The organism is Flavimobilis rhizosphaerae, from assembly GCF_014852685.1.
GTDB classification, from domain to species: Bacteria; Actinomycetota; Actinomycetes; order Actinomycetales; family Cellulomonadaceae; genus Flavimobilis; species Flavimobilis rhizosphaerae.
This window is the reverse complement of record NZ_JACZDF010000004.1, coordinates 46,703-70,019: the sequence shown is the minus strand read 5'-3', so window position 1 is coordinate 70,019 and position 23,317 is coordinate 46,703. Positions and strand designations below refer to the sequence as shown.

17 protein-coding genes and 1 pseudogene are annotated in these 23,317 nt (G+C 72.1%); 6 read left to right on the top strand and 12 right to left on the bottom strand.

Going from position 1 to position 23,317, the window contains the following annotated elements:
• Window positions 1–53 precede the first annotated feature (53 nt).
• The 8 genes and pseudogenes from dhaM to IGS67_RS13965 form a co-directional block, all read right to left on the bottom strand.
• On the bottom strand, window positions 54–770 hold the full coding sequence (dhaM, locus tag IGS67_RS08865; protein ID WP_328742166.1) for a dihydroxyacetone kinase phosphoryl donor subunit DhaM: 717 nt from the start codon (window positions 768–770) through the stop codon (window positions 54–56).
• Window positions 767–1,411, bottom strand: a complete 645-nt coding sequence (gene dhaL, locus IGS67_RS08860) for a dihydroxyacetone kinase subunit DhaL (RefSeq protein ID WP_328742163.1) — start codon at window positions 1,409–1,411, stop codon at window positions 767–769. Before dhaL ends, dhaM begins: the two co-directional genes overlap by 4 nt.
• Window positions 1,408–2,403, bottom strand: a complete 996-nt coding sequence (gene dhaK, locus IGS67_RS08855; protein ID WP_192279814.1) for a dihydroxyacetone kinase subunit DhaK — start codon at window positions 2,401–2,403, stop codon at window positions 1,408–1,410. The genes dhaL and dhaK overlap by 4 nt, the downstream gene beginning before the upstream one ends.
• A 46-nt stretch (window positions 2,404–2,449) precedes the next feature.
• Window positions 2,450–3,823, bottom strand: a complete 1,374-nt coding sequence (locus IGS67_RS08850; RefSeq protein ID WP_192280097.1) for a bifunctional folylpolyglutamate synthase/dihydrofolate synthase — start codon at window positions 3,821–3,823, stop codon at window positions 2,450–2,452.
• On the bottom strand, window positions 3,823–7,095 hold the full coding sequence (gene ileS, locus IGS67_RS08845) for an isoleucine--tRNA ligase (RefSeq protein ID WP_192279812.1): 3,273 nt from the start codon (window positions 7,093–7,095) through the stop codon (window positions 3,823–3,825). The genes IGS67_RS08850 and ileS overlap by 1 nt, the downstream gene beginning before the upstream one ends.
• A 272-nt stretch (window positions 7,096–7,367) precedes the next feature.
• Window positions 7,368–7,586: a hypothetical protein gene (locus tag IGS67_RS08840; protein ID WP_192279810.1), complete on the bottom strand. Its 219-nt coding sequence runs from the start codon at window positions 7,584–7,586 to the stop codon at window positions 7,368–7,370.
• Window positions 7,587–7,822: 236 nt separating this feature from the next.
• Window positions 7,823–8,566: an SDR family NAD(P)-dependent oxidoreductase gene (locus IGS67_RS08835; RefSeq protein WP_235978055.1), complete on the bottom strand. Its 744-nt coding sequence runs from the start codon at window positions 8,564–8,566 to the stop codon at window positions 7,823–7,825.
• 402 nt (window positions 8,567–8,968) lie between these two features.
• Window positions 8,969–9,220 (bottom strand): annotated as a pseudogene (locus tag IGS67_RS13965) (arsenate-mycothiol transferase ArsC); the annotation flags it as partial.
• Window positions 9,221–9,341: 121 nt separating this feature from the next.
• Here IGS67_RS13965 and proC point away from each other — a divergent pair.
• From proC to IGS67_RS08815, 4 genes are all read left to right on the top strand, one after another.
• Entirely contained in the window at window positions 9,342–10,160 is an 819-nt protein-coding gene (proC, locus tag IGS67_RS08830; RefSeq protein ID WP_192279808.1) for a pyrroline-5-carboxylate reductase, read from the top strand.
• 215 nt (window positions 10,161–10,375) lie between these two features.
• Complete coding sequence (locus IGS67_RS08825) at window positions 10,376–11,401, top strand: putative F420-0 ABC transporter substrate-binding protein (protein ID WP_328742159.1); 1,026 nt, start codon at window positions 10,376–10,378, stop codon at window positions 11,399–11,401.
• A complete protein-coding gene (locus IGS67_RS08820; protein ID WP_192279806.1) occupies window positions 11,398–12,519 on the top strand; it encodes a putative F420-0 ABC transporter permease subunit in 1,122 nt (373 codons plus the stop codon). The genes IGS67_RS08825 and IGS67_RS08820 overlap by 4 nt, the downstream gene beginning before the upstream one ends.
• The gene (locus IGS67_RS08815; RefSeq protein WP_192279804.1) at window positions 12,516–13,349 is read left to right on the top strand and encodes an ABC transporter ATP-binding protein; all 834 of its coding nucleotides are present in this window, start codon (window positions 12,516–12,518) and stop codon (window positions 13,347–13,349) included. The genes IGS67_RS08820 and IGS67_RS08815 overlap by 4 nt, the downstream gene beginning before the upstream one ends.
• Window positions 13,350–13,355: 6 nt before the next feature.
• Here IGS67_RS08815 and IGS67_RS08810 read toward each other — a convergent pair whose 3' ends face one another.
• Together IGS67_RS08810 and IGS67_RS08805 are read right to left on the bottom strand one after the other, a co-directional pair.
• Window positions 13,356–14,384 carry a LacI family DNA-binding transcriptional regulator gene (locus IGS67_RS08810; RefSeq protein WP_192279802.1) on the bottom strand — a complete coding sequence of 343 codons (1,029 nt, stop codon included), beginning with the start codon at window positions 14,382–14,384 and terminating at the stop codon, window positions 13,356–13,358.
• Window positions 14,385–14,395: 11 nt separating this feature from the next.
• Entirely contained in the window at window positions 14,396–15,580 is a 1,185-nt protein-coding gene (locus IGS67_RS08805; RefSeq protein ID WP_192279800.1) for a glycoside hydrolase family 53 protein, read from the bottom strand.
• Between the two features lie 329 nt (window positions 15,581–15,909).
• Between IGS67_RS08805 and IGS67_RS08800 the strand changes: the two genes are divergently transcribed.
• The gene (locus IGS67_RS08800) at window positions 15,910–18,567 is read left to right on the top strand and encodes a glycosyl hydrolase family 18 protein (protein ID WP_210767199.1); all 2,658 of its coding nucleotides are present in this window, start codon (window positions 15,910–15,912) and stop codon (window positions 18,565–18,567) included.
• A 177-nt stretch (window positions 18,568–18,744) separates the two neighbouring features.
• Here IGS67_RS08800 and IGS67_RS13960 read toward each other — a convergent pair whose 3' ends face one another.
• Together IGS67_RS13960 and IGS67_RS13955 are read right to left on the bottom strand one after the other, a co-directional pair.
• Complete coding sequence (locus tag IGS67_RS13960) at window positions 18,745–19,521, bottom strand: coenzyme F420-0:L-glutamate ligase (RefSeq protein ID WP_192279798.1); 777 nt, start codon at window positions 19,519–19,521, stop codon at window positions 18,745–18,747.
• A complete protein-coding gene (locus tag IGS67_RS13955; protein WP_192279796.1) occupies window positions 19,518–20,516 on the bottom strand; it encodes a TIGR03557 family F420-dependent LLM class oxidoreductase in 999 nt (332 codons plus the stop codon). Before IGS67_RS13955 ends, IGS67_RS13960 begins: the two co-directional genes overlap by 4 nt.
• Window positions 20,517–20,597: 81 nt before the next feature.
• On the opposite strand from IGS67_RS13955, the gene valS reads away from it, so the two are divergent.
• Complete coding sequence (valS, locus tag IGS67_RS08785; protein ID WP_192279794.1) at window positions 20,598–23,315, top strand: valine--tRNA ligase; 2,718 nt, start codon at window positions 20,598–20,600, stop codon at window positions 23,313–23,315.
• Window positions 23,316–23,317: the final 2 nt, after the last annotated feature.

Here is a 23,317-nt window from a genome sequence, read left to right as displayed (position 1 = left end):
GATACCGGCGCCCGCTGGGCGCGATCCCGTCTGCGTCGGCCCCGGGCTGTGACTCAGACCTCCCCGAAGCCTGACGCGACAAGCCCGACGACCGCCTCGACAGACTCGGCTGCGCCCGGGCCACGTGCCACGACCTCGAGCTCGGTGCCCGCGGTCGAGCCGAGCGTCATGAGGGCGAGCACGCTCGTCGCGTCGACACCTGCGATCGTCACGGCCGCGGGCAGGCCCGACGCCAGCTGCGCGACCTCCGCCGCGGGTCGTGCGTGGAGGCCCTGCGGGTTGACGACGACGACGGTCCGCGCGACGACGTCGCCCGGCGCGGCACCGCTCGGCACGGCGGCTGCCGGGGACGCCTCCACGGCGGCGGCGCCCGCGGCCGTCGCGACAGCAGCTGCCGCCTCACGCACGACGCCGACGAGCGCCTCTGCTCCCGCCCCGCCCTGCGCCGCGACCGCGGCGGCGACCGCACCCTCGACGAACGGCCCCGGTGCGAGGTGCGTCCGGGCGGCGATGTCGTCGTCGACCATCTCGAGGACCGCCTGCGTCGTCAGCACCGCAGAGCCGAGGTCGGCGAGCACGCAGACCTCGCCCGGCGCCCCGACGACCGCCGCCTCGATCCGCTCGAAGTCCGTGCCGAGCGCACCGTCGGCCAGGCCTCCGACCGGGACGATGTCAACGTCGGGCGCCATCTGCCCCGCAAGGTCGGCCACGCCGCGCGCAAGCGCGTCCGAGTGCGAGACGAGGACGAGCCGCGTCCTGGCGGCCGTCACGCCCGAGCCGCCTCGAGCGCGGCGGCGAGCAGCACGACCGTCGAGCGCGCGCCCGGGTCGAGATGGCCCTGGCTGCGCTCACCGAGGTAGCTTGCGCGCCCCTTCGTCGCGAGGAGCGGGACGGTCGACGCCGCGCCCTCTTCGGCCGCCCGGAGGGCCGCCTCGAGCACGCCGACCGCGTCGGCCCCCGCGTCGCGCGCCGACGCCGCCGCGGCGGCAGCGGGCGTCCACGCGTCGACCATCGTCTTCTCGCCGACGGCAGCCTTGCCGCGCGCGACGACGCCCTCGAGCGCGGCCTCGAGCAGCGCGACGACGTCGTCCGGGCCAAGCTCCGGTGCGGTCGTCACCTTCGCGGCCCGGAGGAACGCCGTGCCGTAGAGCGGCCCCGCCGCCCCACCGACCGTCGACATGAGCGTCATGGCGACAAGCTTGAGGACGTCGCCCACCGTCTCTGCCGGCGCATCCACCACCTTCGCGGCCGCCGCCTGGAACCCACGATCCATGTTGAACCCGTGGTCGGCGTCCCCGATCTGCCGGTCGAGCTCTGTGAGCTCGTCCTTCGCGTCGGCGACCGCCACGGCCGCGGCCTGCACCCACGTGCGCGCCCACGCGACGTCGAGCACCCCCGTCACGGCGCTCACCAGCGCAGCGCCGGCGTGTGCACGGGCGCGTCCCACAGGCCCGTGAGCTCGTCGTCGAGCCGCATGACGGTGACCGAGCAGCCCTGCATCTCGAGCGACGTCACGTACGAGCCGACGAGGGACCGCTCGACGGTGACGCCCCGTTCCTCGAGCAGGCGTCGCGCCGCGCGGTACACGACGTAGAGCTCCGACGGCGGCGTGCCGCCCATGCCGTTGACGAACAGGAGGACCTTCTCGCCGTTCGCGAGACCGAGGTCGTCGGCGACCGGCTCGACGAGCATCTTCGTGATCTCGTCCGCGGACGCCATGGGGATCCGGTGACGCCCCGGCTCGCCATGGATGCCGATGCCGATCTCGATCTCGTCGTCGGCGAGGTCGAAGCTCGGCCGGCCCACGTGCGGGACCGTCGGAGCGTGCAGCGCGACGCCCATCGACCGCACCGCGGCCGACGCCCGCTCGGCGAGCGCCGCGACCGCGTCGAGGTCGTCCCCGCGCGCGGCAGCGGCGCCCGCGATCTTCTCGACCATGACCGTGCCGCCCACCCCGCGCCGCCCGGCCGTGTAGAGCGAGTCCTCGACCGCGACGTCGTCGTGGACGAGGACCGTGCGCACCGTGACGCCCTCGGCGTCCGCCAGCTCCGCGGCCGTCTCGAAGTTCAGCACGTCACCCGTGTAGTTCTTGACGATCGCGAGCACCCCGCCGCCTGCGTCGGCCGCGACGAACGCCGCCCCCACCTGGTCGGGCGTCGGCGACGTGAACACCGCTCCCGGCACGGCGGCGTCGAGCATGCCCTCGCCGACGAAGCCCGCGTGGAGCGGCTCGTGGCCCGCACCGCCACCCGAGACGACCGCGACCGTCCCGTGCGGCGGCCGCTGCCGCCGCACGACGAACAGCGGGTCGGTCCGCACCTCGACGAGATCAGCGTGCGCGAGGCCGAACCCCTCCACGGACTCGTCGACAGCCTGGGCCGGATCGTTGAGCAGCTTCTTCATGGCACACCCTCCGTGTGAGGTGCACGGGTGTGCCGGGCACCGTCGCCTACGGGCGCCCGAGCAGGATGCGCGCCTCCGCCGCGAGGATGACCGAGCCCGCGACGACGACGCCGGCTCCTGCACCGACACCCACCGTGTCCTCACTCTCCGCCAAGGTCGCAGCCGTGTCGAGGGCTGAGGCGAGGTCTGGGAGGACGTGCACGCGGTCCTCCCCGAAGATGTCCTCGGCGAGCGTGCCGAGCTCCTCGGCGGGCGTCGCGCGCACGGAGTGCACCTCGGTGACGACGAGCTCGTCGACGTGCGGCTCAAGAACCGAGAGGATGCCCTCGGCGTCCTTGTCCGCGAGGATCGCGACGACCGCGACGACGCGGGTGAGGCCGAAGGTCTCCTCGAGCGCCCGGACGAGCGCCTCGGCGCCTGCGGGGTTGTGCGCGGCGTCGACGATGATCGTCGGGCTCGACCGCAGGACTTCGAGACGTCCGGGCGATGTTGCGGCGGCGAACCCGGCCTCGACGATGCCGGCGGGCAGCGCGGCGCCGCCCGTGACGAGCGCCTCGACCGCCGCGAGCGCGAGGAGCGCGTTGTGCGCCTGGTGGGCGCCGTGCAGCGGCAGGTAGATCTCCGTGTAGAGACCCCCGGGAGTACGGAGGTCGAGGAGCTGGCCGCCGACGGCCATGCGCTGCTGGACGACCTCGAGCTCGAGACCCTCGCGGACGAGGCGTGCACCACGTGCGGCGGCCGCGTCGACGATCTCACGCTCGGCGTCCTCGGGCTGCTCTGCGACGACGACGGTCGCGCCGTCCTTGATGATCCCGGCCTTCGTCCGCGCGATCTCCGCGACCGAGTGGCCGAGCCACCGCTCGTGGTCGATCGCGACGGGCGTGAGAACCGCGACCTCGGCGTCGACGACGTTCGTCGAGTCCCAGCTGCCGCCGAGGCCGACCTCGATGATCGCGACGTCGACCGGGGCGTCTGCGAACGCCGCGAACGCCATGACGGTGAGCACCTCGAAGAAGCTCAGACGCGGTCCGCCTGCGGCCACCGACTCGTCGTCGACCATCCGCACGTACGGTTCGACGTCCCGGAAGATCTCGACGAACCGCTGCTCCGTCACGGGCTCACCGTCGATCGCGATGCGCTCGGTGATGCTCGTGAGGTGCGGGCTCGTGAAACGGCCCGTACGCAGGCCCTGCTCACGGACGAGCGACTCGATCATGCGTGCGGTCGACGTCTTGCCGTTCGTGCCCGTGAGGTGGATCGTGCGGAACGCTCGCTGCGGGTCGCCCAGCAGCTCGCACACCCGCTCGACCCGCCCGAGCGTCGGCTCGAAGTCGTGCTCAGGGTTCCGGCCGATGATCTCCGCGTAGACGCCCGCGAGCTCGGGGCTGCGTCCGTCGTCGACCTGCGTGTCCTTGGCCATCACGCGTCCCTCTTCTCGACGTGCACGGACGGCTCGCCCGCGACGACGGTGAGCTCGACCGCGAGCGTCTCCGACGCGACGAGCTCGCGGTTCGCCTCGAGCGCCTCGACCTTGTCGGCGGCGACCGTGAGGCTGAGGGCGATGCGGTCGCCGACGTCGAGGCCGGCCGCCTTGCGTGCGTCCTGGACCTCACGGACGATGTCCCGCGCGAAGCCCTCGGCACGCAGCGCGTCGTTGAGCGCGAGGTCGAGGACGACGAAGCCGCCGCCCGCGAGCACGGCCGCGCCGACCTCGGCCTCCGCGCCACCGTCGCCGACGACCGTCGCCAGCTCGTACTCGGCCGGCTCGAGCGCCACGTCGCCGTCGGGCGTGACGACGACGACCGTACCGTCGGCCTCCTCGCGCCAGTCGCCCGCCTTCGCAGCCTTGATCGCAGCCTGCACGCCGCGGCCCAGGCGCGGGCCCGCGGCCCGCGCGTTGACCGCAAGACGCTGGACGACGCCGTACCGCTCCCCCGCCTCCGCGTCGAGCTGCACGAGCTCAACCGCCTTGACGTTGAGCTCGGAGGCGATGACGTCCGCGTACGGCGCGAGCGCCGCCGGATCCTCGACGACGACCGTGAGGCGCGCGAGCGGCTGGCGCACGCGCTGCTTGTGCGCCTTGCGGACCGCGTGGCTCGACGACACGACCGCACGCACGCGGTCGACCGCTGCGACGAGCGCGTCGTCCGCCGCGAGCACCCTGCCCGCCGCCGTCGGGGCACCGTCCTCGCCCGTGAGCACGGGCCAGTCGACGAGGTGCACGGAACGACCACCTGTGAGCCCGCGCCACACCTCCTCCGACAGCAGCGGGGCGAGCGGCGCCATGACGCGCGTGAGGGTCTCGAGGGCCGTCCACAGCGTGTCGAACGCATCGTCGTCCTCCGCCCAGAAGCGGTCCCGCTGCGTCCGCACGTACCAGTTCGTCAGCGCGTCGAGGTAGTCGCGCACCGACTCGCACGCGCCCGCGATGTCGTACGCGTCGAGCTGCGCCGTCACCGCGCGGGCGAGGTCGCCCGTGCGGGCGAGCAGGTAGCGGTCCATGTCGCCGAGCGTCGCCGCGCGCTCGGGCGTCACGGCCTTCGCCGTGTACCCCGCGCCGCCGCGGGCCGCGCCCGCGTAGAGCGTGAAGAAGTAGTACGTGCTCCACACCGGCAGCAGCACCTGGCGCACCGAGTCGCGGATGCCGTCCTCGGTGACGATGAGGTTGCCGCCGCGCAGGATGGGGCTCGACATGAGGAACCAGCGCATCGCGTCCGAGCCGTCACGGTCGAGGACCTCGGAGACGTCCGGGTAGTTGCGCAGCGACTTGCTCATCTTGCGGCCGTCGGAGCCCAGCACGATGCCGTGCGAGACCGCGGTGCGGAACGCCGGACGGTCGAAGAGAGCCGTTGACAGCACGTGGAGAAGATAGAACCACCCACGCGTCTGACCGATGTACTCGACGATGAAGTCGCCCGGGAAGTGATGCTCGAACCAGTCCGTGTTCTCGAAGGGGTAGTGCACCTGCGCGAACGGCATCGAACCCGAGTCGAACCACACGTCGAGGACGTCGGGGATGCGACGCATCATCGCCCTGCCCGACGGGTCGTCGGGGTTGGGGCGCACGAGGTCGTCGATGTACGGCCGGTGGAGGTCCGGCTCGCCCTGCTCGTTCGTCGGCACGCGACCGAAGTCGGCCTCGAGCTCGGCGAGCGAGCCGTAGACGTCCGTGCGTGGGAACGCCGGGTCGTCCGACACCCACACGGGGATGGGCGTGCCGAAGTACCGGTTGCGGGAGATCGACCAGTCGCGGGCGCCCGCGAGCCACTTGCCGAACTGCCCGTGCTTGATGTGCTCGGGCGTCCACGTGATCTGCTCGTTGAGCTCCACCATGCGGTCGCGGAACTCCGTGACGCGCACGAACCAGCTGGAGACCGCCTTGTAGATGAGGGGGTTCCGGCAGCGCCAGCAGTGCGGGTAGGAGTGCTGGTACGTCTCGTGGCGCAGCACGACGGCCCGACGGTCGGCCGGGGTCGCGGCGAGCGGGCCCGTGCCGTCCTTGAGGTCGCGGATGATCTGCGGGTTCGCGTCGAAGACCTGCTCGCCCGCGTAGTCGGGCACGAGGGCGGTGAAGCAGCCGCGCGCGTCGATGGGGACGACGGGAACGATGCCCGCGACGTCGCACGCCTCCTTGTCGTCCTCACCGAACGCGGGGGCGAGGTGGACGAGACCCGTGCCGTCCTCGGTCGAGACCCAGTCGGCCGCGAGCACCTGGTGCGCGGCTGGGTTGGCGGCGTCGTCCGCGAAGTACGGGAACGGCGGCGTGTAGCGGCGACCGGCCAGCTCGGCACCGGTGAGAGTCCGCAGGACGGCTGCCTGCGGGTCGTCGCCCAGGTCGAGCTCGGCCGCGTAGGCGCCGAGGCGCGCAGCACCGAGCAGCACCTCCTGGCCTGCGACGACCGAGCCCTCGCCCGCCCGGACGACGACGTAGTCGACGTCCGGACCCACAGCGAGGGCAAGGTTTGACGGCAGGGTCCACGGCGTCGTCGTCCAGATGAGCGCGAGCTCACCCGACTCGAGGCGCACGCCGACGGTGAGCGCGGGGTCCTGACGCGACTGGTAGACGTCGTCGTCCATGCGCAGCTCGTGGTTCGACAGCGGCGTCTCGTCGCGCCAGCAGTACGGGAGCACGCGGTAGCCCTCGTACGCGAGGCCCTTCGTGTGCAGCTCCTTGAACGCCCACAGCACCGACTCCATGTACGTGACGTCGAGCGTCTTGTAGTCGTTGTCGAAGTCGACCCAGCGCGCCTGGCGCGTCACATACTCCTGCCACTCCTTCGTGTACCGGAGCACGGACGTGCGGCACGCCTCGTTGAACGCGGCGATGCCCATCTCCTCGATCTCCGACTTGTCGGAGATCCCGAGGACGCGCTCTGCCTCAAGCTCGGCCGGCAGACCGTGCGTGTCCCAGCCGAAGCGACGCTCGACGCGGCGACCGCGCATCGTCATGTAACGCGGGACGACGTCCTTCGCGTACCCCGTGAGCAGGTGGCCGTAGTGCGGCAGGCCGTTGGCGAAGGGCGGGCCGTCATAGAAGACGAACTCGTTGTCGCCGTCCGTACCCGCGGGACGCTGGTCGATCGACGCCTGGAAGGTCCCGTCGGCGTCCCAGTACGCGAGAACCTCGCGCTCGAGCGCGGGAAGGTCCGGGCTTGCCGGGACGGCGGAGTCGCGGTGGAGGGGGTAGGCCATGACGAGCTCTCCTGCGGGTGGTCGCGTGCTGCTGCAAGTGCTGCAGGGACGACGTCTCCGCCGCGGTACCACCCCGCTTGACCGCGCCGCGCCCCTGAGGGTGCGACGAGGTCCGCTCGACCGGCTGTCACGGGCCGCTCCCGTCCGGTTCTACTGAGGCCCCTCACGGGGCCCGTTCTTCCGGAGGCTCACCGGTGATGGCCGGGTCGACGCCTGTGCACTCCATCGTACCCTCCCGGGCCGAGGCTCGGCACGCGAGCCGTGCGCGGAGGTCAGGGCCGGGCGAGGCGGCGCGTCGTGAACGCGGCGATGTCCCTCGCGACGAGCTCCTCGACGGTCGCGACCCAGGGGCCGAAGAGCGAGCGGACGAGGTCGTCGGACGGCGTGCCGCGGCGGGCGCGCAGGCCAGGCGCGGGCGCGGTGCGTGCTCCGCCGACGGCGGCCGACGGGCGTGCTGCGTCGGAGTGCAGGGGCAGGAAGGTCGTGAGCATGGCGGGTCCTCGGAGCGTGCGGGTGCGGTGTGCTGGGGTCGTGTCGTCAGCGACAGCGACAGCACGCACCGGCGAGGGTCACCGGGGCCGCCGCGGGCACGACGACGCAGCGCATTCGCTGCGTCGTCGTCCGGCGGTCGTGGCTCATGGGACGAGCGTGCCCGGGAACGTCGGCCGCGTGAACCCGCACCCCCACCTGTCCCGGATGGTGAGACCGCGCACGCGGCCCCGGGGGCTCAGGCCTCGCGGCGCGCGACGAGAGTGTTCGACGCCTGGGCGCGCGGCCGGATGATCATCGAGTCGATGTTGACGTGGTGAGGCCGCGTGAGCGTCCACACGATCGCGTCGGCGACGTCCTCCGCGACGAGCGGCGAATCAACGCCGGCATAGACGGCGGCCGCCTTCTCGGCGTCGCCGTCATACCGCACGAGCGAGAACTCCTCGGTCGCGACCATGCCAGGGGCGATCTCGATGACTCGCACCGGCTCACCGACGAGCTCGAGCCGCAGGGTGCTTGCGATGACGCGCTCGGCGTGCTTCGCCGCGACGTACCCGGCACCGCCCGGGTACGTGTCGTGCGCAGCCGTCGACGTGAGGACGACAACGTCCCCGCGGCCCGACTCGCGCAGCGACGGCAGCAGCGCGCGCGTGAGGCGCAGCGTGCCGAGGACGTTCGTCTCGTACATGCGACGCCACCGGTCGAGGTCGGCGTCCGCGACGGAGTCCGTGCCGAGCGCGCCGCCGGCGACGTTGACGACCGCGTTGAGCGGGCCGTCGGCCGTCACGCGCGCGACGGCCGCAGCGACCGACGCGTCGTCGGTGACGTCGCACACAACTGCGGTCGCGCCCGTGCGTGTCGCCAGCTCGCTGAGCCTGTCGGCCCGGCGTGCCAGGGCGAAGACTTCCCAGCCCGCGGCTCGCAGCAGCTCGACCGTCGCGCGCCCGATGCCCGAGGACGCTCCCGTGACGACGGCACGCAGCCGCGGCGGGGCCGGGCGGGACGCGCGCCGCCGCCCGGCACGCGTCGGGAGCCGCTCGATCGTGTCGTCGAGGTGCTCGTCGTGCAGATCGTCAGCGGTCTCGTCCGCGGTCGCAGCAGGCAGGGGGACGGACCGGCCGTCGGCGACGGACTCGATGCCGACCGGAGTGGCTGCGTCAGCAATGCGGAGATCGGCGCTGGTCTCGGGGTCGACGTCGTAGGGGTTGGCGGGGCGCGCAGGAGCCTCGCCGGCATGGTCGCTGAGCAGGTCACGGACGCGTCCGGCGATCTCGTCACGCACGAGGCGCATCCGCTCCATGCCGACGACCCCACGCTCGGAGGGCTCGTCGAGCACCCACCGCACGACGGGCGTGCCGTCGTGCGTCACGACGTCGGCCTGCTCTCCGAGGACGACGACGACGTCCGCCGCCGCGATCATCTCGTCGGTGATCTGCTGCGGCGTGTGCTCGGACATGTCGACGCCGACCTCGGCGAGCGCCGCGACGGACTCAGCGTTGAGCGAGTCCCCGGGCTGCGTCCCTGCCGAGACGAAGGTCGCCCCGGGAGCGAATGCCCGGGCGAGCCCCTCGGCCATCGGTGACTTGCCACCGTTGCGGTTGCAGACGAACAGGACTGACGCAGGAACCTCGCTCATGACATCCATGGTCGCACCACCGACGAACATCGGACGCCACGCCAGGGGCCCCGCCCTTCTGGCGTGCACCTAGGCTGGGTCCCGCGGCATCCGCCGCACGACATCTCGGAGGGGCGACAACATGACCATCGGTTTCATCGGTGCAGGCACGATGGCGTCCGCGATCGTCGCGGGCATCATCGAGCGCGGCGTCGTCACCCCGGAGGACGTCGTGGTGCACGACCCGCACGGTGCGGCCTCGGCTGCACTCGCGGCCTCGCTCGGCGTGCGCGTCGCAGACTCGAACGAGGCGCTCGTCGACGCCGTCGACACGGTTGTCCTCGCGATCAAGCCACAGGTCTTCAGCGCGGTCCTGCCGCCGCTCGCGCCAGCGCTCGCCGAGAACGGGACGCTCGTCATCTCGATCGCCGCAGGCACCTCGCTCGCACGCATCGCGTCGCTCCTCGGCGAGCACGGCGCCGCGCAGCCCGTCGTCCGCGTCATGCCGAACGTCAACGCGCAGATCGGCGCAGGCATGGCCGCCGTCGCGGGCAACTCCGTCGCGTCCGCGGCGCAGGTCGCGGAGGTCGTCGACCTGTTCCGCGCGGTCGGCGACGCGATCGAGCTGCCAGAGTCGTCCTTCTCGACGTTCACCGCGATCGCCGGCTCGGCCCCCGCCTACGCTTTCCTCTTCATCGACGCGCTCGCACGCGGCGCGCTCAAGGCAGGCATGCCGAAGGCTCTCGCGACCCGCATCGCCGCTCAGACCGTGCTCGGATCAGCCCAGATGATCCTCGAGTCGGGCGAGCACCCGTGGACGCTCGTCGACAAGGTCTGCTCCCCCGGCGGCACGACGATCGCGGGACTCATGGCGCTCGAGGACGGCGGCTTCGTCTCGACCGTCGTCGACTCCGTGAGCGCAACGATCGAACGCGACCTCGAGCTCGGCGCCGGGAGCTGATCCGCACCGCGCGCGCAGCGGTATCCTGGGGGCCGACCCGCCCGGCTCCGAGTCACCGGGCGGCGCGGTCCCGCTCTGGGCCGTCGGTCGTGGGCGCCCCTCGCGCGCCCGTCCCACCGCCATGCGCCACCACCGCGGCGCCCGCACGGTCGCGTGCGGCGTCCCCGCGCGTCCACACGGGTGTGCGCCCACGTGCCGTCCCCCTCGGAGATCCTGTGACCCGCTCGACGTCCGTCCTTGCCGCCACCCTCGCGACGACCGCGCTCATGCTCGCGGCGTGCAGCCAGTCGGACGCCCAGGTCCCCGCACCCGGCCCGACGACGACCGTCACCTCGTCCGCAGCCCCCGGCGCGACGACGTACCCGCTGACGATCGACAACTGCGGGACCGAGGTGACGTTCGCTCGACGGCCCGAGAGGATCCTCACGATCAAGTCGGCGACGACCGAGATGCTCCTGGCACTCGGCGCCGGCGGGTCGATCATCGGCACCGCCTACCCTGACGGTCCGGCACCCGAGCCGTGGACCGCTCAAGCCGCTGCGATCCCGGTGCTCGCCGAGAAGGTTCCGAGCCACGAGGTCGTCCTCGAGGCGGAGCCCGACCTCGTGTACGCAGGGTGGGAGTCGAACTTCTCCGCCGAGGGAGCAGGCGAGCGGGCCGACCTCGAGAAGCTCGGCGTCCGCACCCTCGTCGCGCCGTCGGCCTGCAAGGCAGCCCCCTACGCACCGAAGCCGCTGACGTTCGAGACGGTGTTTGACGAGATCACGCTCGTCGGGTCCGTCGTCGATCGCGTGCCGGAAGCCGCGGCACTCGTCGCCGAGCAGCGCAGCGCCCTCGACTCGATCAAGCCCGACGACCGCGGCCTCAGCGCACTGTGGTTCTCGTCGGGGTCCGACACCCCGTACGTCGGCGGCGGCACCGGCGCACCCCAACTCGTCATGACGACCGCAGGGCTCACGAACATCGGCTCGGCCATCGACGACGCCTGGGGCCCGATGTCCTGGGAGGCCGTCACCGAGGCCGACCCGGACGTCATCGTCCTCGTCGACTCCCCGTGGAACAGCGCCGAGAAGAAGAAGGCCCTCCTTGCGGCGGGCCCCGTGACGAAGCAGCTGCGCGCAGTGCGGAGCGCTTCCTACGTCGTCGTCCCGTTCCCCGCGACCGAGGCCGGGGTCCGCACCGTGGCCGCGGCTGCTCAGCTCGCGACTGACATCGGACACCTCGAGATCGCCCCCCGATGACGAACGCTCGTCCAGCCCTGGCCTCCCGAACATCGACTCGGGTCGCGCCTGGACCGGCTGCAGACGTTCCCGCGCACGAGGGGCGCCCCGCCGCGCACAGGGATCGAGCTACCACACGCACCTGGCTCCTTGTCGCCATCGGGCTCGCAGTGCTGGTGCTCGCGCTGCTCGTCGCGGTGCTCGTGGGTCCGGCCGCACTCACCCCGGCCGAGGTGTGGTCATCGGTGCGCCATCACATGCTCGGAGGCGAGGCGACGCTCTCGACGCTGCGTGACGCGATCGTCTGGGAAGGCCGCCTCCCGCGGGCTCTCACCGCGGCTGCCGTCGGGGCCGGGCTCGCCGTGTGCGGCGTCGTCATGCAGGCCCTCACACGCAACCCGCTCGCCGACCCGTACCTGCTCGGCCTCTCGTCGGGGGCAAGCCTCGGCGCGGTGAGCGTCCTCCTGCTCGGCCTCACTGTCCTGCTGCCCGTCGCAGCCTTCGCGGGCGCCGGCCTGGCGCTCGTCGCGTCGCTCGCTCTCGCGGGGACGCTCGGCGCCCTCACCCCGACGAGGACGGTCCTCGCGGGGCTCGCCGTGAGCCAGCTCGCTGCCGCCGCGACGAGCCTCGTGATCTTCTGGTCCGCCGAGGGCGACTCCTACCGCGAGGTCCTCACCTGGCTCATGGGCTCCGTCGCAGGTGCCGGGTGGAGCTCGGTCGCGATCGCCGGCGTCGCCCTGCTCGTCCTCGGCGTGCCGCTCGCTGCCGCAGGCAACGTCCTCGACGCGATGACCTTCGGCGACCACGCGGCCTCGGCACTCGGTGTGCCCGTCGAGCGCGTCCGGTGGGGCCTGCTCGGGGCGGTCGCGCTCCTCACGGGTGCGCTCGTGTCCGTCTCCGGGTCGATCGGCTTCGTCGGACTCGTCCTGCCCCACGCCGTGCGCGCCATCGTCGGGTCACGTCACCGGGCGGTCCTGCCCGTCTCGGCCGTCGCCGGCGCGATCGTCCTCGTCCTCGCCGACACGCTCGCCCGCACCGCGTTCGAGCCGCGCGAGCTGCCCGTCGGCGTCGTCACCGCCGCCCTCGGCGCGCCCGCGTTCGCGTGGCTGCTTCACCGCACCCGGAGGTCGCTCACATGAGGCGCAGATCCGCGCCGGAACGCGTAGCGACAACGACACCCCGAGCAACAACGTCCACCGCCCCGCGCGGCCTCGTCGCACGCGACCTCGCATGGTCGGTCGCGGGCCGGCGTGTCGTCGACGGTGTCTCGTTCCGCGCGCCGTCGGGTGCCGTCACGGGTCTTCTGGGACCCAACGGTTCAGGCAAGTCCTCGCTCCTGAGGCTCGTCGCGGGGGCGACACGCGCCGAGGCTGGGTCCGCGTCGTTCGACGGGGCAGACCTCACGACGCTCGGTCGCCGTGAGCGGGCTCGCATCGCGGCGTTCGTCGAGCAGGACGCGAGCGCCGACCGGAGCCTCACCGTGGCGGACGCGACCGAGCTCGGGCGCCTCCCCCACCGTGGATGGTTCTCGCCGCCGAGCACCTCCGATCGCGTCGCGGTGCGCACGGCGCTCGCACGCGCGGGCGCGACCGAGCTCGCTGATCGGGACCTCGCGACGCTCTCCGGCGGCGAGCGCCAGCGCGCCCACGTCGCCCGCGCGCTCGCGCAGGAGCCCCGCCTCCTGCTGCTCGACGAGCCGACGAACCACCTCGACGTCGCGGCGCAGCGCGAGCTCCTCACACTCCTCGCCGGGCTCGCGGCCGACGGCACGACGGTCCTCACCGCTCTTCACGACCTCACGCTCGCGGCAGCGTGGTGCGACCACGTCGTCGTGCTCGACCATGGTCGTGTCCTTGCCGAGGGCCCTGTCGAGGACGTCCTCGTGCCCGACGTCGTCGAGGCGGTCTGGGGCGTGCGCCCCGACATCCTCACGCACCCCCGGACGGGGCGGCCCCTCCTCGTGCTCTGAGCAGGCTCAGGTCGACGCGCGTCGGACGAGCGTCGTCTGCAGGGTCACCGCCGCAGGCTCTGCCCCCTCGACCGTCTCGAGCAGGAGCCGCACCATCTCGGCGCTGATCCGCTCGAAGGGTTGGCGCATCGTCGTCAGCGCCGGGTGGAGCGCCGCCGCGACACCGGAGTCGTCGAAGCCGCCGACCGCGACATCATCGGGCACGGACCTGCCTGCGGCCTGGAGCGCGACGAGCGCGCCGGCCGCCATGAGGTCGTTGGCGACGAAGACGGCGTCGAGGTCAGGGCGTCGTTCGATGAGCTCCGCCATGGCGAGCCGGCCCGACTCGCGCGAGTAGTCGCCGTGGGCGACGAGCGTCTCGTCGAACGCGTCGCCGACGGCCTCGCGGTAGCCCTCGAGGCGGAGCGTGCCGCCCGGCGTGTCGAGCGGGCCGGTGATCATCGCGACCTTCGTGCGGCCCGTGTCAAGGAGGTGGCGCGTCATCGTGCGTGCGCCCGCGCGGTCGTCGGCTGCGACGTAGCCGACGGAGCCCTCGAACCCGAGGGGCACACCGCACGCGACGACGGGTACCTGGTGCTTGAGAAGCTCGGCAACCATGGGGTTGTCGCGGTGCGAGGAGATGAGGAGGACGCCGTCGACGTGCCCGGCCGCGACGTACGCGGAGATCCGTTTCCGCTCGGCGGGCGTCGAGGCGAGCATGAGGAGCAGCGGGATCTCGCGACCTGCGAGGGCTTCGGCAGCGCCGCGCAGCAGGACAGAGAAGTTGGGGTCCTCGAAGAGCAGGTGCTGGGGTTCCGTGAGGAGGAACGCGACCGAGTTGGCGCGTCCTGTGACGAGCGAGCGGGCATGCTGGTTGGCCTGGTAGCCGGTCGTGCGGATCGCTTCCTGGACGGCCGCGAGCGCGTCGGGCGACACCCAGTGGCCGCCGTTGAGCACGCGTGAGACCGTTCCGCGGGACACTCCGGCGGCGGCGGCGACGTCGCGGATCGTCGGCCGGCGACGGGGGGTGTGGCTGGGTCGGGCCTGGTCGCTCATGGTCGCCGAGCCTAGTTCGCCACGGTCGCCGCGCGCAGCGCGGCGCCCCGGACGGCGTCGGGGACGTGGGACGTCCAGGTGCGCCACGCGCTCTCCTCGTGCCCCGTCTCGTCGACGAGCGCGAGGTTGGACCACTGGACGCCCGCCTGGTCAGCGTCGCCCTCCTCGGCGTACGCCATGCCTGCGGGCGAGGCCCACGACGAGCCGTCGACGGGGAGCCAGGCCGGCTCCCAGTAGATGACGCCGCGGCCGTGGTCGCCCGGGGTCGCGGCGACGACGTCGTCGAGGTCGGTGAGGAAGGCTGCCTGAGCGTCGGTCCCCGGCTCACGTCCTGTGCGGGCGATCTCGGCTTCGCGCACCATCGAGCCGTGCCCGGGTGGGGTCGTCGCCGACCTGGCGAAGGCGGTCTCGACGACGAGGAGGTCGAGGTCGTACGTCGTCGCGAGGTGGTCGAGGTTCGTTCCGAGGTCGGCGAGCGACCCGTGCCAGAACGGGTAGTAGGAGAGCCCGAGGACGTCGAGGTCGACGCCGCGCGGCAGCATGCGGTCGAGCCACTGGCGTGCGACGACGTCGGAGCCGCCCTGGTCGAGGTGGAGGACGACCTCGGCGTCGGAGTGCTCGCGGACGGCGGCGACGCCTGCGCGCAGGAGGCCCGCGAGGCGGTCGTCGGCGGCGGGGTCCGCCGCGCCGTAGACGCCGGCCTGGTCGTCGAAGCGGGACGTCGCTGCGACGGGCCAGCACGTGCCGTTGGTGATCTCGTTGCCGACCTGGACGCTGGCCAGCGCGATCCCTGCGACCGTGAACGCGTCGAGCGTCGTCCGCGTGTACTCCCCGACGCTGGCCGCGAGCGCCGTCGCGCCGAGCCCCGCCCAGGCCTTGGGCGTGCGCTGCTTGGCGGGGTCGGCCCAGAAGTCGGAGTAGTGGAGGTCGAGCTGGACCGCCATGCCCGCCTCGCGGGCGCGGCGGGCGAGCCGGAGCGTGCGCGCCAGGTCGTTGGTGCCGCCCAGGTAGGGGGTGCCGTCGGCGTCGTAGGGATCGACCCAGAGCCGGAGCCGGACGAGGTTGCTGCCGGCCCGGGCGGCGAGCGTCACGAGGTCGCACGGCGCGCCGTCGTGGTCGCGGTAGGTGACGCCGAGCGCCTCCATCTCCTCGGTGATGGAGATGTCGACGCCGTGGGTCCACGTGGGTGCGGTCACTCTCGTCCTTCCGTCGCTCCGTCGCGGCGCGGGTGCTCGCGCTCGTGGCACGGGGAGTCGTCTCGGGGGAGGATGCCTCCCCGTGCACGCTCCCAGTCTGGCACGGTCGTGGTCCGGTGTCGCCATCCGCGCGACGGACACGCCGATCCTCCACATCGGCCTTCCACGTACGTGGAACGCGCACTCCCCACCTGCGCAGACGCTGCAGGAGTAGGGATCTACCGCATCACACGACGTGCTCCACGTCACTACGGTCGGAGCCATCACGGAGCCGTGGTGCCGGACGCGCGTCCCGGGCCTGGCTCCCCGTCCCCCTGCGAGGCCCTCTCATGCACCTCCTGCCAGCCCGCCGCAAGCGAGCCGTCGCCGCGGCCGCGGCCGCGACGGGAGCGCTCGTCGCGTCCCTGCTCGCTGTCCCCGCGCTGACGCTGTCCGCCGCTGCTGCTCCTTCCGCCTGCCTGACGCCGTGGTCGAGTGCCACGACGTACACGGGCGGCCAGACCGTCTCGTACGGCGGCACCAACTACCGCGCCAAGTGGTGGACGCTCGGCGAGACTCCCGGCGCAAGCCAGTGGGGCGCCTGGGAGTCGACCGGGACCTGCGGCACCGAGCCGACGGACCCACCCACGACGACGGAGCCGACCGACCCGCCGACGACGACCGAGCCCACGGACCCGCCCACCACGGCCGAGCCCACGGACCCGCCGACGACGACGGAGCCGACCGACCCGCCGACGACGGCCCCGCCCGTCGAGGGTGACGAGGCCTGCCGCCCCGACGGCATGTACCGCACGCCGGGCGTCAAGACCCCGTACTGCGACGTCTACGACACCGACGGCGTCGAGAAGCTCCCCAACGGCCTCGACCGTCGCATCATCGGCTACTTCACGAGCTGGCGCACCGGCCAGAACGGCACGCCGACGTACCTCGCGAACAACATCCCGTGGGACAAGATCTCCCACATCAACTACGCGTTCGCGCACATCGACAAGAACAACGAGGTCTCCGCGTACCAGGACCGTCCCGGCAACGAGGCGACCGATCGCACGTGGCCCGGCGTCCCCGGCGCCGAGATGGACCCGTCGCTCCCCTACACCGGCCACTTCAACCTGCTCCAGAAGTACAAGAAGGCCAACCCCGGCGTGAAGATCATCCCCGCCGTCGGCGGCTGGACGGAGTCCGGCGGCTACCACGACGAGAACGGCAAGCGCGTCGCGTCGGGCGGCTTCTACGAGATGACGAAGTCGCAGGCGAACATCGACAAGTTCGCCGACTCCGCGGTCCGCTTCATCCGTGAGTACGGCTTCGACGGCCTCGACATCGACTACGAGTACCCGACGTCGAACAACCAGGCCGGCAACCCCGACGACTTCTGGATCGCCGACAAGAACCGCGGCACGCTCTTCAAGGGCTACGAGGCGCTCCTCAAGACGCTGCGCGAGAAGCTCGACAAGGCTGCTGCCGAGGACGGCCAGTACTACATGCTCACGGTCGCGGCCCCCTCCTCGGGCTGGCTCCTGCGCGGCATGGAGATGTACCAGGTCACCCAGTACCTCGACTACGTCAACCTCATGTCGTACGACCTCCACGGCGCGTGGAACGAGTATGTCGGCGGCAACAACCCGCTGTTCGACAACGGCAAGGACCCCGAGCTCCTCGCGGGCAACATCTACGGCGCCTACAACGGCATCGGCTACCTCAACGGTGACTGGGCGGCGAAGTACTTCCGCTCCGGCACGCAGGGCGGTCGTATCAACCTCGGCGTCGGTTTCTACACGCGCGGCTGGGACAACGTCCAGGGCGGCAACTACGGCGACGGCGGCCGCGCCCCGGCCCCGGCCGGATACACGTGCGCACCCGGGACGTCGGGCAAGTGCGGTCAGGGCGCCGTCGGCGTCGCGAACCTCTGGCACGACTCCGACCCCATGGGCGGCGAGGTGCCTGCCGGCGCCAACCCGATCTGGCACGCGCTCAACCTCGCCGAGGGTCGCGTCGGTGACTACGCCGAGGCGTACGGCGTGACCGACACGCTCAAGGGCGAGTTCAGCCACCACTTCGACGACGTGTCGAAGAACGAGTGGTGGTGGAACCCGACGACGAAGACCTACATCTCGGGCGACACGGTCCAGGCCGTCCAGGCCAAGGCCGACTACGTCAAGAACACCGGCCTCGGCGGCATCATGATCTGGGAGTTCGCCGGCGACTACGGCTTCAACAAGGCCAAGGGCCAGTACGAGATGGGCCAGACGATGGTCGACGCGATGCACAAGACCTTCTCGACGGCAGGCACGTACTCGTCGACGAAGGCCGAGGCGGACCGACCGATGCCGACGAAGGCCATCGACCTGTCGATCAAGTACACCGAGTTCGCGCTCGGCGACAACAACTACCCGATCAGCCCGAAGGTCGTCTTCACGAACAACTCGAAGACGGACATCCCGGCGGGCGCGACGATCTCGTTCCAGTACTCGACGTCGAACCCCGGCGGCATGTCCGACTGGAGCGGCATGCGGACGACGGTGACGAAGGAGGGGCACACGGGCAACAACGTCGGCGGCCTCAAGGGCAACTACCACACCGCTGAGTTCGCGGTCCCGCTCGGCGGCATCCCCGCCGGTGGCTCGATCACCAACCAGCTGAAGTGGTCGATGCCGACCTCGGCGTTCTCCAACGTCATCGTGACGATCGGCTCGGAGAAGTACGCGACGACGTACGACTTCCCGCGCGGCGCGACGGTGGTCGAGCCCACGGGAGGCGCCGGTCACGGCGGCGACAACGGTGGTGGAGACGGCAACGGTGGCGGCAACGGCAACGGTGGCACGGGCTCGTGCGCCGGCGTCGCCGAGTACTCCGCGGCGACCGTCTACACGGGCGGCCAGAAGGCCACCTACAAGGGCAACGTCTTCTCCGCCCGCTACTGGACGCAGGGTGCTGCGCCCGACGCCTCGAGCCCGTGGGGCGCGTGGCAGCTCGTCGGCGCCTGCTAGCAGGCACCTCCTGGCTCGCCTGCTGAGCGGGCACCTCCTGGGTCGGGGCGGGGACGCGGTCGCGTCCCCGCCCCGACGCGTGCGCGTTCGGCCCGACGGCGGTTCTCGCGCACCAGCCCGACGCGCGGCCCCTCGCGCCTCCGGCTCGGCACACCGAGCGCCGGGCGCCGGCCCGTGCTAGCGGCGGGTCCCCGCGCGCAGCTCTCCTCGCCCGTCGGCGAGCCCGCGCGCGTAGGCCTCGGCGGTGCCCTCGCTGAAGAGATCGACCTCGCCGAGCCGAGGCAGGATCTTCGCGCCGGGTCCGTCGTCGTCGGTCGTGAGATGGCCGAGCCCGCGGACGACGGCGACGGGCCTGCCCGTCACCTTGCCCTTGACGAGGTCGGCGGCCGCCGCGATCTCGTCGGCGACGGCGCGCACCGTCATGCCGAGCTCGCGGCCGGCCGAGTCGCGCCGGCCGCGCTCGTCCTCGACGACGCGGAGTCCCGCCGCGCCGATCGCAAGGTCGACGAGCCCGTCGCGCCACACGCGTCCGGCGGTGTCCGTGACGACGACGCCGACCCTGACCCCGAGCCGCTCCCGGAGGCCCGCGCGGAGCCGGCGCGCCGAGTCGTCCGGGTCGACGGGCAGCAGGAGCACGGTGCCCTCGGGGGTGTTCGACGCGTCGACGCCCGCGGCCGCCATGACAAGCCCGAGCCGGTTCTCGACGATCCGCAGCGGCGGCACGCCCGGCCGTTCACGCGTCGCGACGACGCGCACCGTCTCCGCGGTGATCGCGGCCTCGCGGTCGTCGGCCGGGACGACGCGCCCCTCGGACTTCGACACGATCTTGCTCGCGACGACGACGACGTCGCCGTCGGTGAGGTCCGGGCACGCATGGGCGACGAGCGCCGCGAGGTCGTCGCCCGGGCGGACCTCCCCGATCCCGTCGGGCGCGGTGACGGAGAACTCTGTCACCGGGAGAGCTTGGGCAGGACGTCGCGCGCGAAGACGTCGATCCACTCGCGCTGGTTGCGCCCGACGTTGTGGAGGTAGATGCGGTCGAAGCCGAGGTCGACGTACTTCTGGATGTTGGCGCGGTGGACGTCGGGGTCCGCGGAGATGACCATGCGTCCCTCGAAGTCCTCGGGGCGGACGAGCTTGGCGATCTGCTCGAGCTCGAACGGCGAGCGGATGTCGGCCTTGGGGAACTTCATGCCGCCGTTGGGCCACTCGGTGAGGGCGTTCGCCATGGCTTCCTCGTCCGTGGGCGCCCACGAGAGGTGGATCTGGAGGACCTTGGGCAGCGACTCGGGGTCGCGACCGGACTCGCGGACGCCGTCGTCGAACTTGCCGAAGAGCATCGAGATCTTCTCGAGGGGCGCGCCGACGGTGATGAGGCCGTCGGCGTGGCGGCCGGCGCGCTTCGCGGTGACGGGGCCGGCCGTGGCGACGAGGATCTCGGGGGCGACCTCGGGCATCGTCCACAGGCGCGTCGACTCGAGCTTGTAGAACTGCCCCGAGTGCTTGGTGTCCTTGCCGGCGAGCGAGGCGCTGAAGAGCTTCTTGATGATCTCGATGGCTTCGAAGAGGCGGTTGATGCGCTCGGGGGCCTCGGGCCAGTACTGCCCGACGATGTGCTCGTTGAGGGCCTCCCCCGAGCCGAGCCCGAGCCAGTGCCGGCCCGGGTACATCGCGGCGAGCGTCGCGCTCGCCTGGGCGACCATCGCGGGGTGCCAGCGGAAGGTCGGCGCCGTGACGCCGGGGCCGATGTCGCCCTTCGTCCGCTCGCCGAGCGCGGCGAGGACGTTCCACACGAACGCGCTCTGCCCCTGCTGGGGCACCCACGGCTGGAAGTGGTCGGCCGCCATGACGCCCGAGAATCCGTGCTCCTCGGCGTAGGCCGACAGGGCCACGACCTCGGTCGGGTGGAACTGCTCGAGCATCGCGGCGTAGCCGATCGTGAGGTCCATGCGCCCAGCCTAGGACGGGTCCGGCCGTCCGTGCCGGACGTGTGTGCGCGGCACCTCGGAGATCTGGGAGAATCGGTGACCATGAGTGCACCCTCACCTCTTGAGCCGACCCCCTCCGCCACGACCGCGAACGCCGACGGCGTCATCTCCGCCGTCGTGCGCGAGGTACCGGACAAGGTGAGCCTCGACGGTCTCGAGGACCGCTTCGACGCCCGCTGGACGGCCGAGGGGACGTACGCGTTCGACCGCACGGCCGAGCGCGCCGACGTCTACTCGATCGACACGCCCCCGCCGACGGTCTCGGGCTCGCTCCACGTCGGGCACGTCTTCTCGTACACGCACACCGACGTCGTCGCGCGGTTCCAGCGGATGCGCGGCAAGCGCGTCTTCTACCCGATGGGCTGGGACGACAACGGCCTGCCGACCGAGCGTCGCGTGCAGAACTACTACGGCGTGCGCTGCGACCCGTCGCTGCCGTACGTCGAGGGCTACGAGCCGCCGCTGCAGGGCGCCGAGGGCAAGAGCGTCAAGGCTGCCGACCAGCAGCCGATCAGCCGCAAGAACTTCGTCGAGCTGTGCGAGCGGCTCACGGCGGAGGACGAGAAGCAGTTCGAGGCGCTGTGGCGCCACCTGGGGCTCTCCGTCGACTGGACGCGCACGTACCAGACGATCGGCCAGGACGCGCAGGCCGTCGCCCAGACGGCTTTCCTTCGCAACCTCGCCCGCGGCGAGGCGTACACGGCCGAGGCCCCGGGCCTGTGGGACGTGACGTTCCAGACGGCCGTCGCGCAGGCCGAGCTCGAGGCTCGCGACTATCCGGGCCACTTCCACAAGGTGAGCTTCCACGCGCCCGACGGCACCCCGGTGCAGATCGAGACGACGCGACCCGAGCTCCTCCCCGCGTGCGTCGCGCTCATCGCGCACCCCGACGACGAGCGCTACCAGCACCTCTTCGGCACGACGGTGACGTCCCCGCTCTTCGGCGTCGAGGTGCCCGTCCTCGCACACCCGGCCGCCGAGCCCGACAAGGGCGCGGGCATCGCGATGTGCTGCACCTTCGGCGACCTCACGGACGTCCAGTGGTGGCGCGAGCTCCAGCTGCCGACGCGCTCGGTCCTCAACCGGGACGGCCGCCTCACGCGCGAGACCCCGGAGTGGATCACGTCGGAGGCGGGCGTCGCGATGTTCGCGGAGATGGCGGGCAAGACGACGTTCTCGGCACGTACGGCCGTCGTCGACGCCCTGCGGGCGTCGGGCGACCTCGACGGCGAGCCCGTCGCGACGCAGCGCAAGACGAACTTCTTCGAGAAGGGCGACAAGCCCCTCGAGATCGTCACGAGCCGCCAGTGGTACATCCGCAACGGCGGCCGCGACGCCGAGCTCAACGCACAGCTCCTCGCGCGCGGCTCCGAGCTCGGCTTCCACCCCGACTTCATGCGCGTGCGCTACGAGAACTGGGTCGGCGGCCTCAACGGCGACTGGCTCATCTCGCGCCAGCGCTTCTTCGGCGTGCCGATCCCGGTGTGGTACCCGGTCGACGCCGAGGGGCAGCCCGTGTGGGACTCCCCGATCGTCCCCGACGAGGCGTCGCTGCCGATCGACCCGTCCTCCGACGTCCCGGCCGGCTACACGGCCGAGCAGCGCGGGCAGGCCGGTGGGTTCGTCGGCGACCCCGACATCATGGACACGTGGGCGACGAGCTCCCTCACCCCGCAGATCGCGGGCGGCTGGCTCTCCGACCCCGACCTCTTCGCGCGGGTGTTCCCGATGAACCTTCGCCCGCAGGGCCAGGACATCATCCGCACGTGGCTCTTCTCGACGGTCGTGCGCTCGCACCTCGAGCACGGCTCGCTGCCGTGGTCGGACGCCGCGATCTCGGGCTGGATCCTCGACCCGGACCGCAAGAAGATGTCGAAGTCGAAGGGCAACGTCGTCACGCCGATGGGCCTGCTCGAGGAGCACGGCTCGGACGCGGTGCGCTACTGGGCGGCCTCGGCGCGCCTCGGCACGGACGCGGCCTTCGAGGTCGGTCAGATGAAGATCGGCCGTCGCCTCGCGATCAAGATCCTCAACGCGTCGAAGTTCGCGCTGTCGTTCGCGGGCGAGGGCGAGATCCGTCTCGACCCGGCGGCTGTCACGGTGCCGCTCGACCGCGCGATGCTCGCGGGTCTCGCGGACGTCGTCGACGCGGCAACGGAGGCTCTCGCGGCGTACGACCACACGCGGGCCCTCGAGCTCTCCGAGACGTTCTTCTGGACGTTCTGCGACGACTACCTCGAGCTCGTCAAGGACCGCGCGTACGGCGGTGGCGACGCGGAGGTCTCCGCGGAGACGCTCTCGGCGCGCACCGCGCTCGCGCTCGCGCTCGACACGATGCTCCGCCTCTTCGCGCCGGTCCTGCCGTTCGCGACGGAGGAGGTGTGGTCGTGGTGGCGTGACGGCTCGGTTCACACGGCACCGTGGCCCGTCGCTGCGCCGCTGCGCGCGGCCGCAGGCACCGAGGCGCGTCTCGACGAGCTCACGGCTGCGGGCAACGCGCTCGCCGCGCTCCGCAAGATCAAGTCGGAGGCCAAGGTCTCGATGCGCACGCCGATCCTCCTCGCGGAGGTCGCCGTGCCAGCAGCGTCGCTCGCTGCGGTCGAGCAGGCCATCGGTGACATCCGCGGCGCGGGTCGCGTCACGGGTGAGCTCACGATCCGTGAGGCGTCCGAGGGCGAGGGTTCGGTCGACGTCCAGGGCGGCATCGTCGTCGTGCGCTCCGAGCTCGGCGAGCCCGAGGCGCGGAAGCCGAAGGCCTGACG

Excerpts from the sequence above, each read along its gene's own strand:
- IGS67_RS08810 (WP_192279802.1), bottom strand. The coding sequence starts at position 14,384 with ATGAGCGACCAGGCCCGACCCAGCCACACCCCCCGTCGCCGGCCGACG.
- proC (WP_192279808.1), top strand. The coding sequence starts at position 9,342 with ATGACCATCGGTTTCATCGGTGCAGGCACGATGGCGTCCGCGATCGTC.
- IGS67_RS13955 (WP_192279796.1), bottom strand. The coding sequence starts at position 20,516 with ATGGACCTCACGATCGGCTACGCCGCGATGCTCGAGCAGTTCCACCCG.
- IGS67_RS08820 (WP_192279806.1), top strand. The coding sequence starts at position 11,398 with ATGACGAACGCTCGTCCAGCCCTGGCCTCCCGAACATCGACTCGGGTC.
- IGS67_RS08850 (WP_192280097.1), bottom strand. The coding sequence starts at position 3,823 with ATGGCCAAGGACACGCAGGTCGACGACGGACGCAGCCCCGAGCTCGCG.
- ileS (WP_192279812.1), bottom strand. The coding sequence starts at position 7,095 with ATGGCCTACCCCCTCCACCGCGACTCCGCCGTCCCGGCAAGCCCGGAC.
- valS (WP_192279794.1), top strand. The coding sequence starts at position 20,598 with ATGAGTGCACCCTCACCTCTTGAGCCGACCCCCTCCGCCACGACCGCG.
- IGS67_RS08800 (WP_210767199.1), top strand. The coding sequence starts at position 15,910 with ATGCACCTCCTGCCAGCCCGCCGCAAGCGAGCCGTCGCCGCGGCCGCG.
- IGS67_RS08815 (WP_192279804.1), top strand. The coding sequence starts at position 12,516 with ATGAGGCGCAGATCCGCGCCGGAACGCGTAGCGACAACGACACCCCGA.
- IGS67_RS08840 (WP_192279810.1), bottom strand. The coding sequence starts at position 7,586 with ATGCTCACGACCTTCCTGCCCCTGCACTCCGACGCAGCACGCCCGTCG.
- dhaK (WP_192279814.1), bottom strand. The coding sequence starts at position 2,403 with ATGAAGAAGCTGCTCAACGATCCGGCCCAGGCTGTCGACGAGTCCGTG.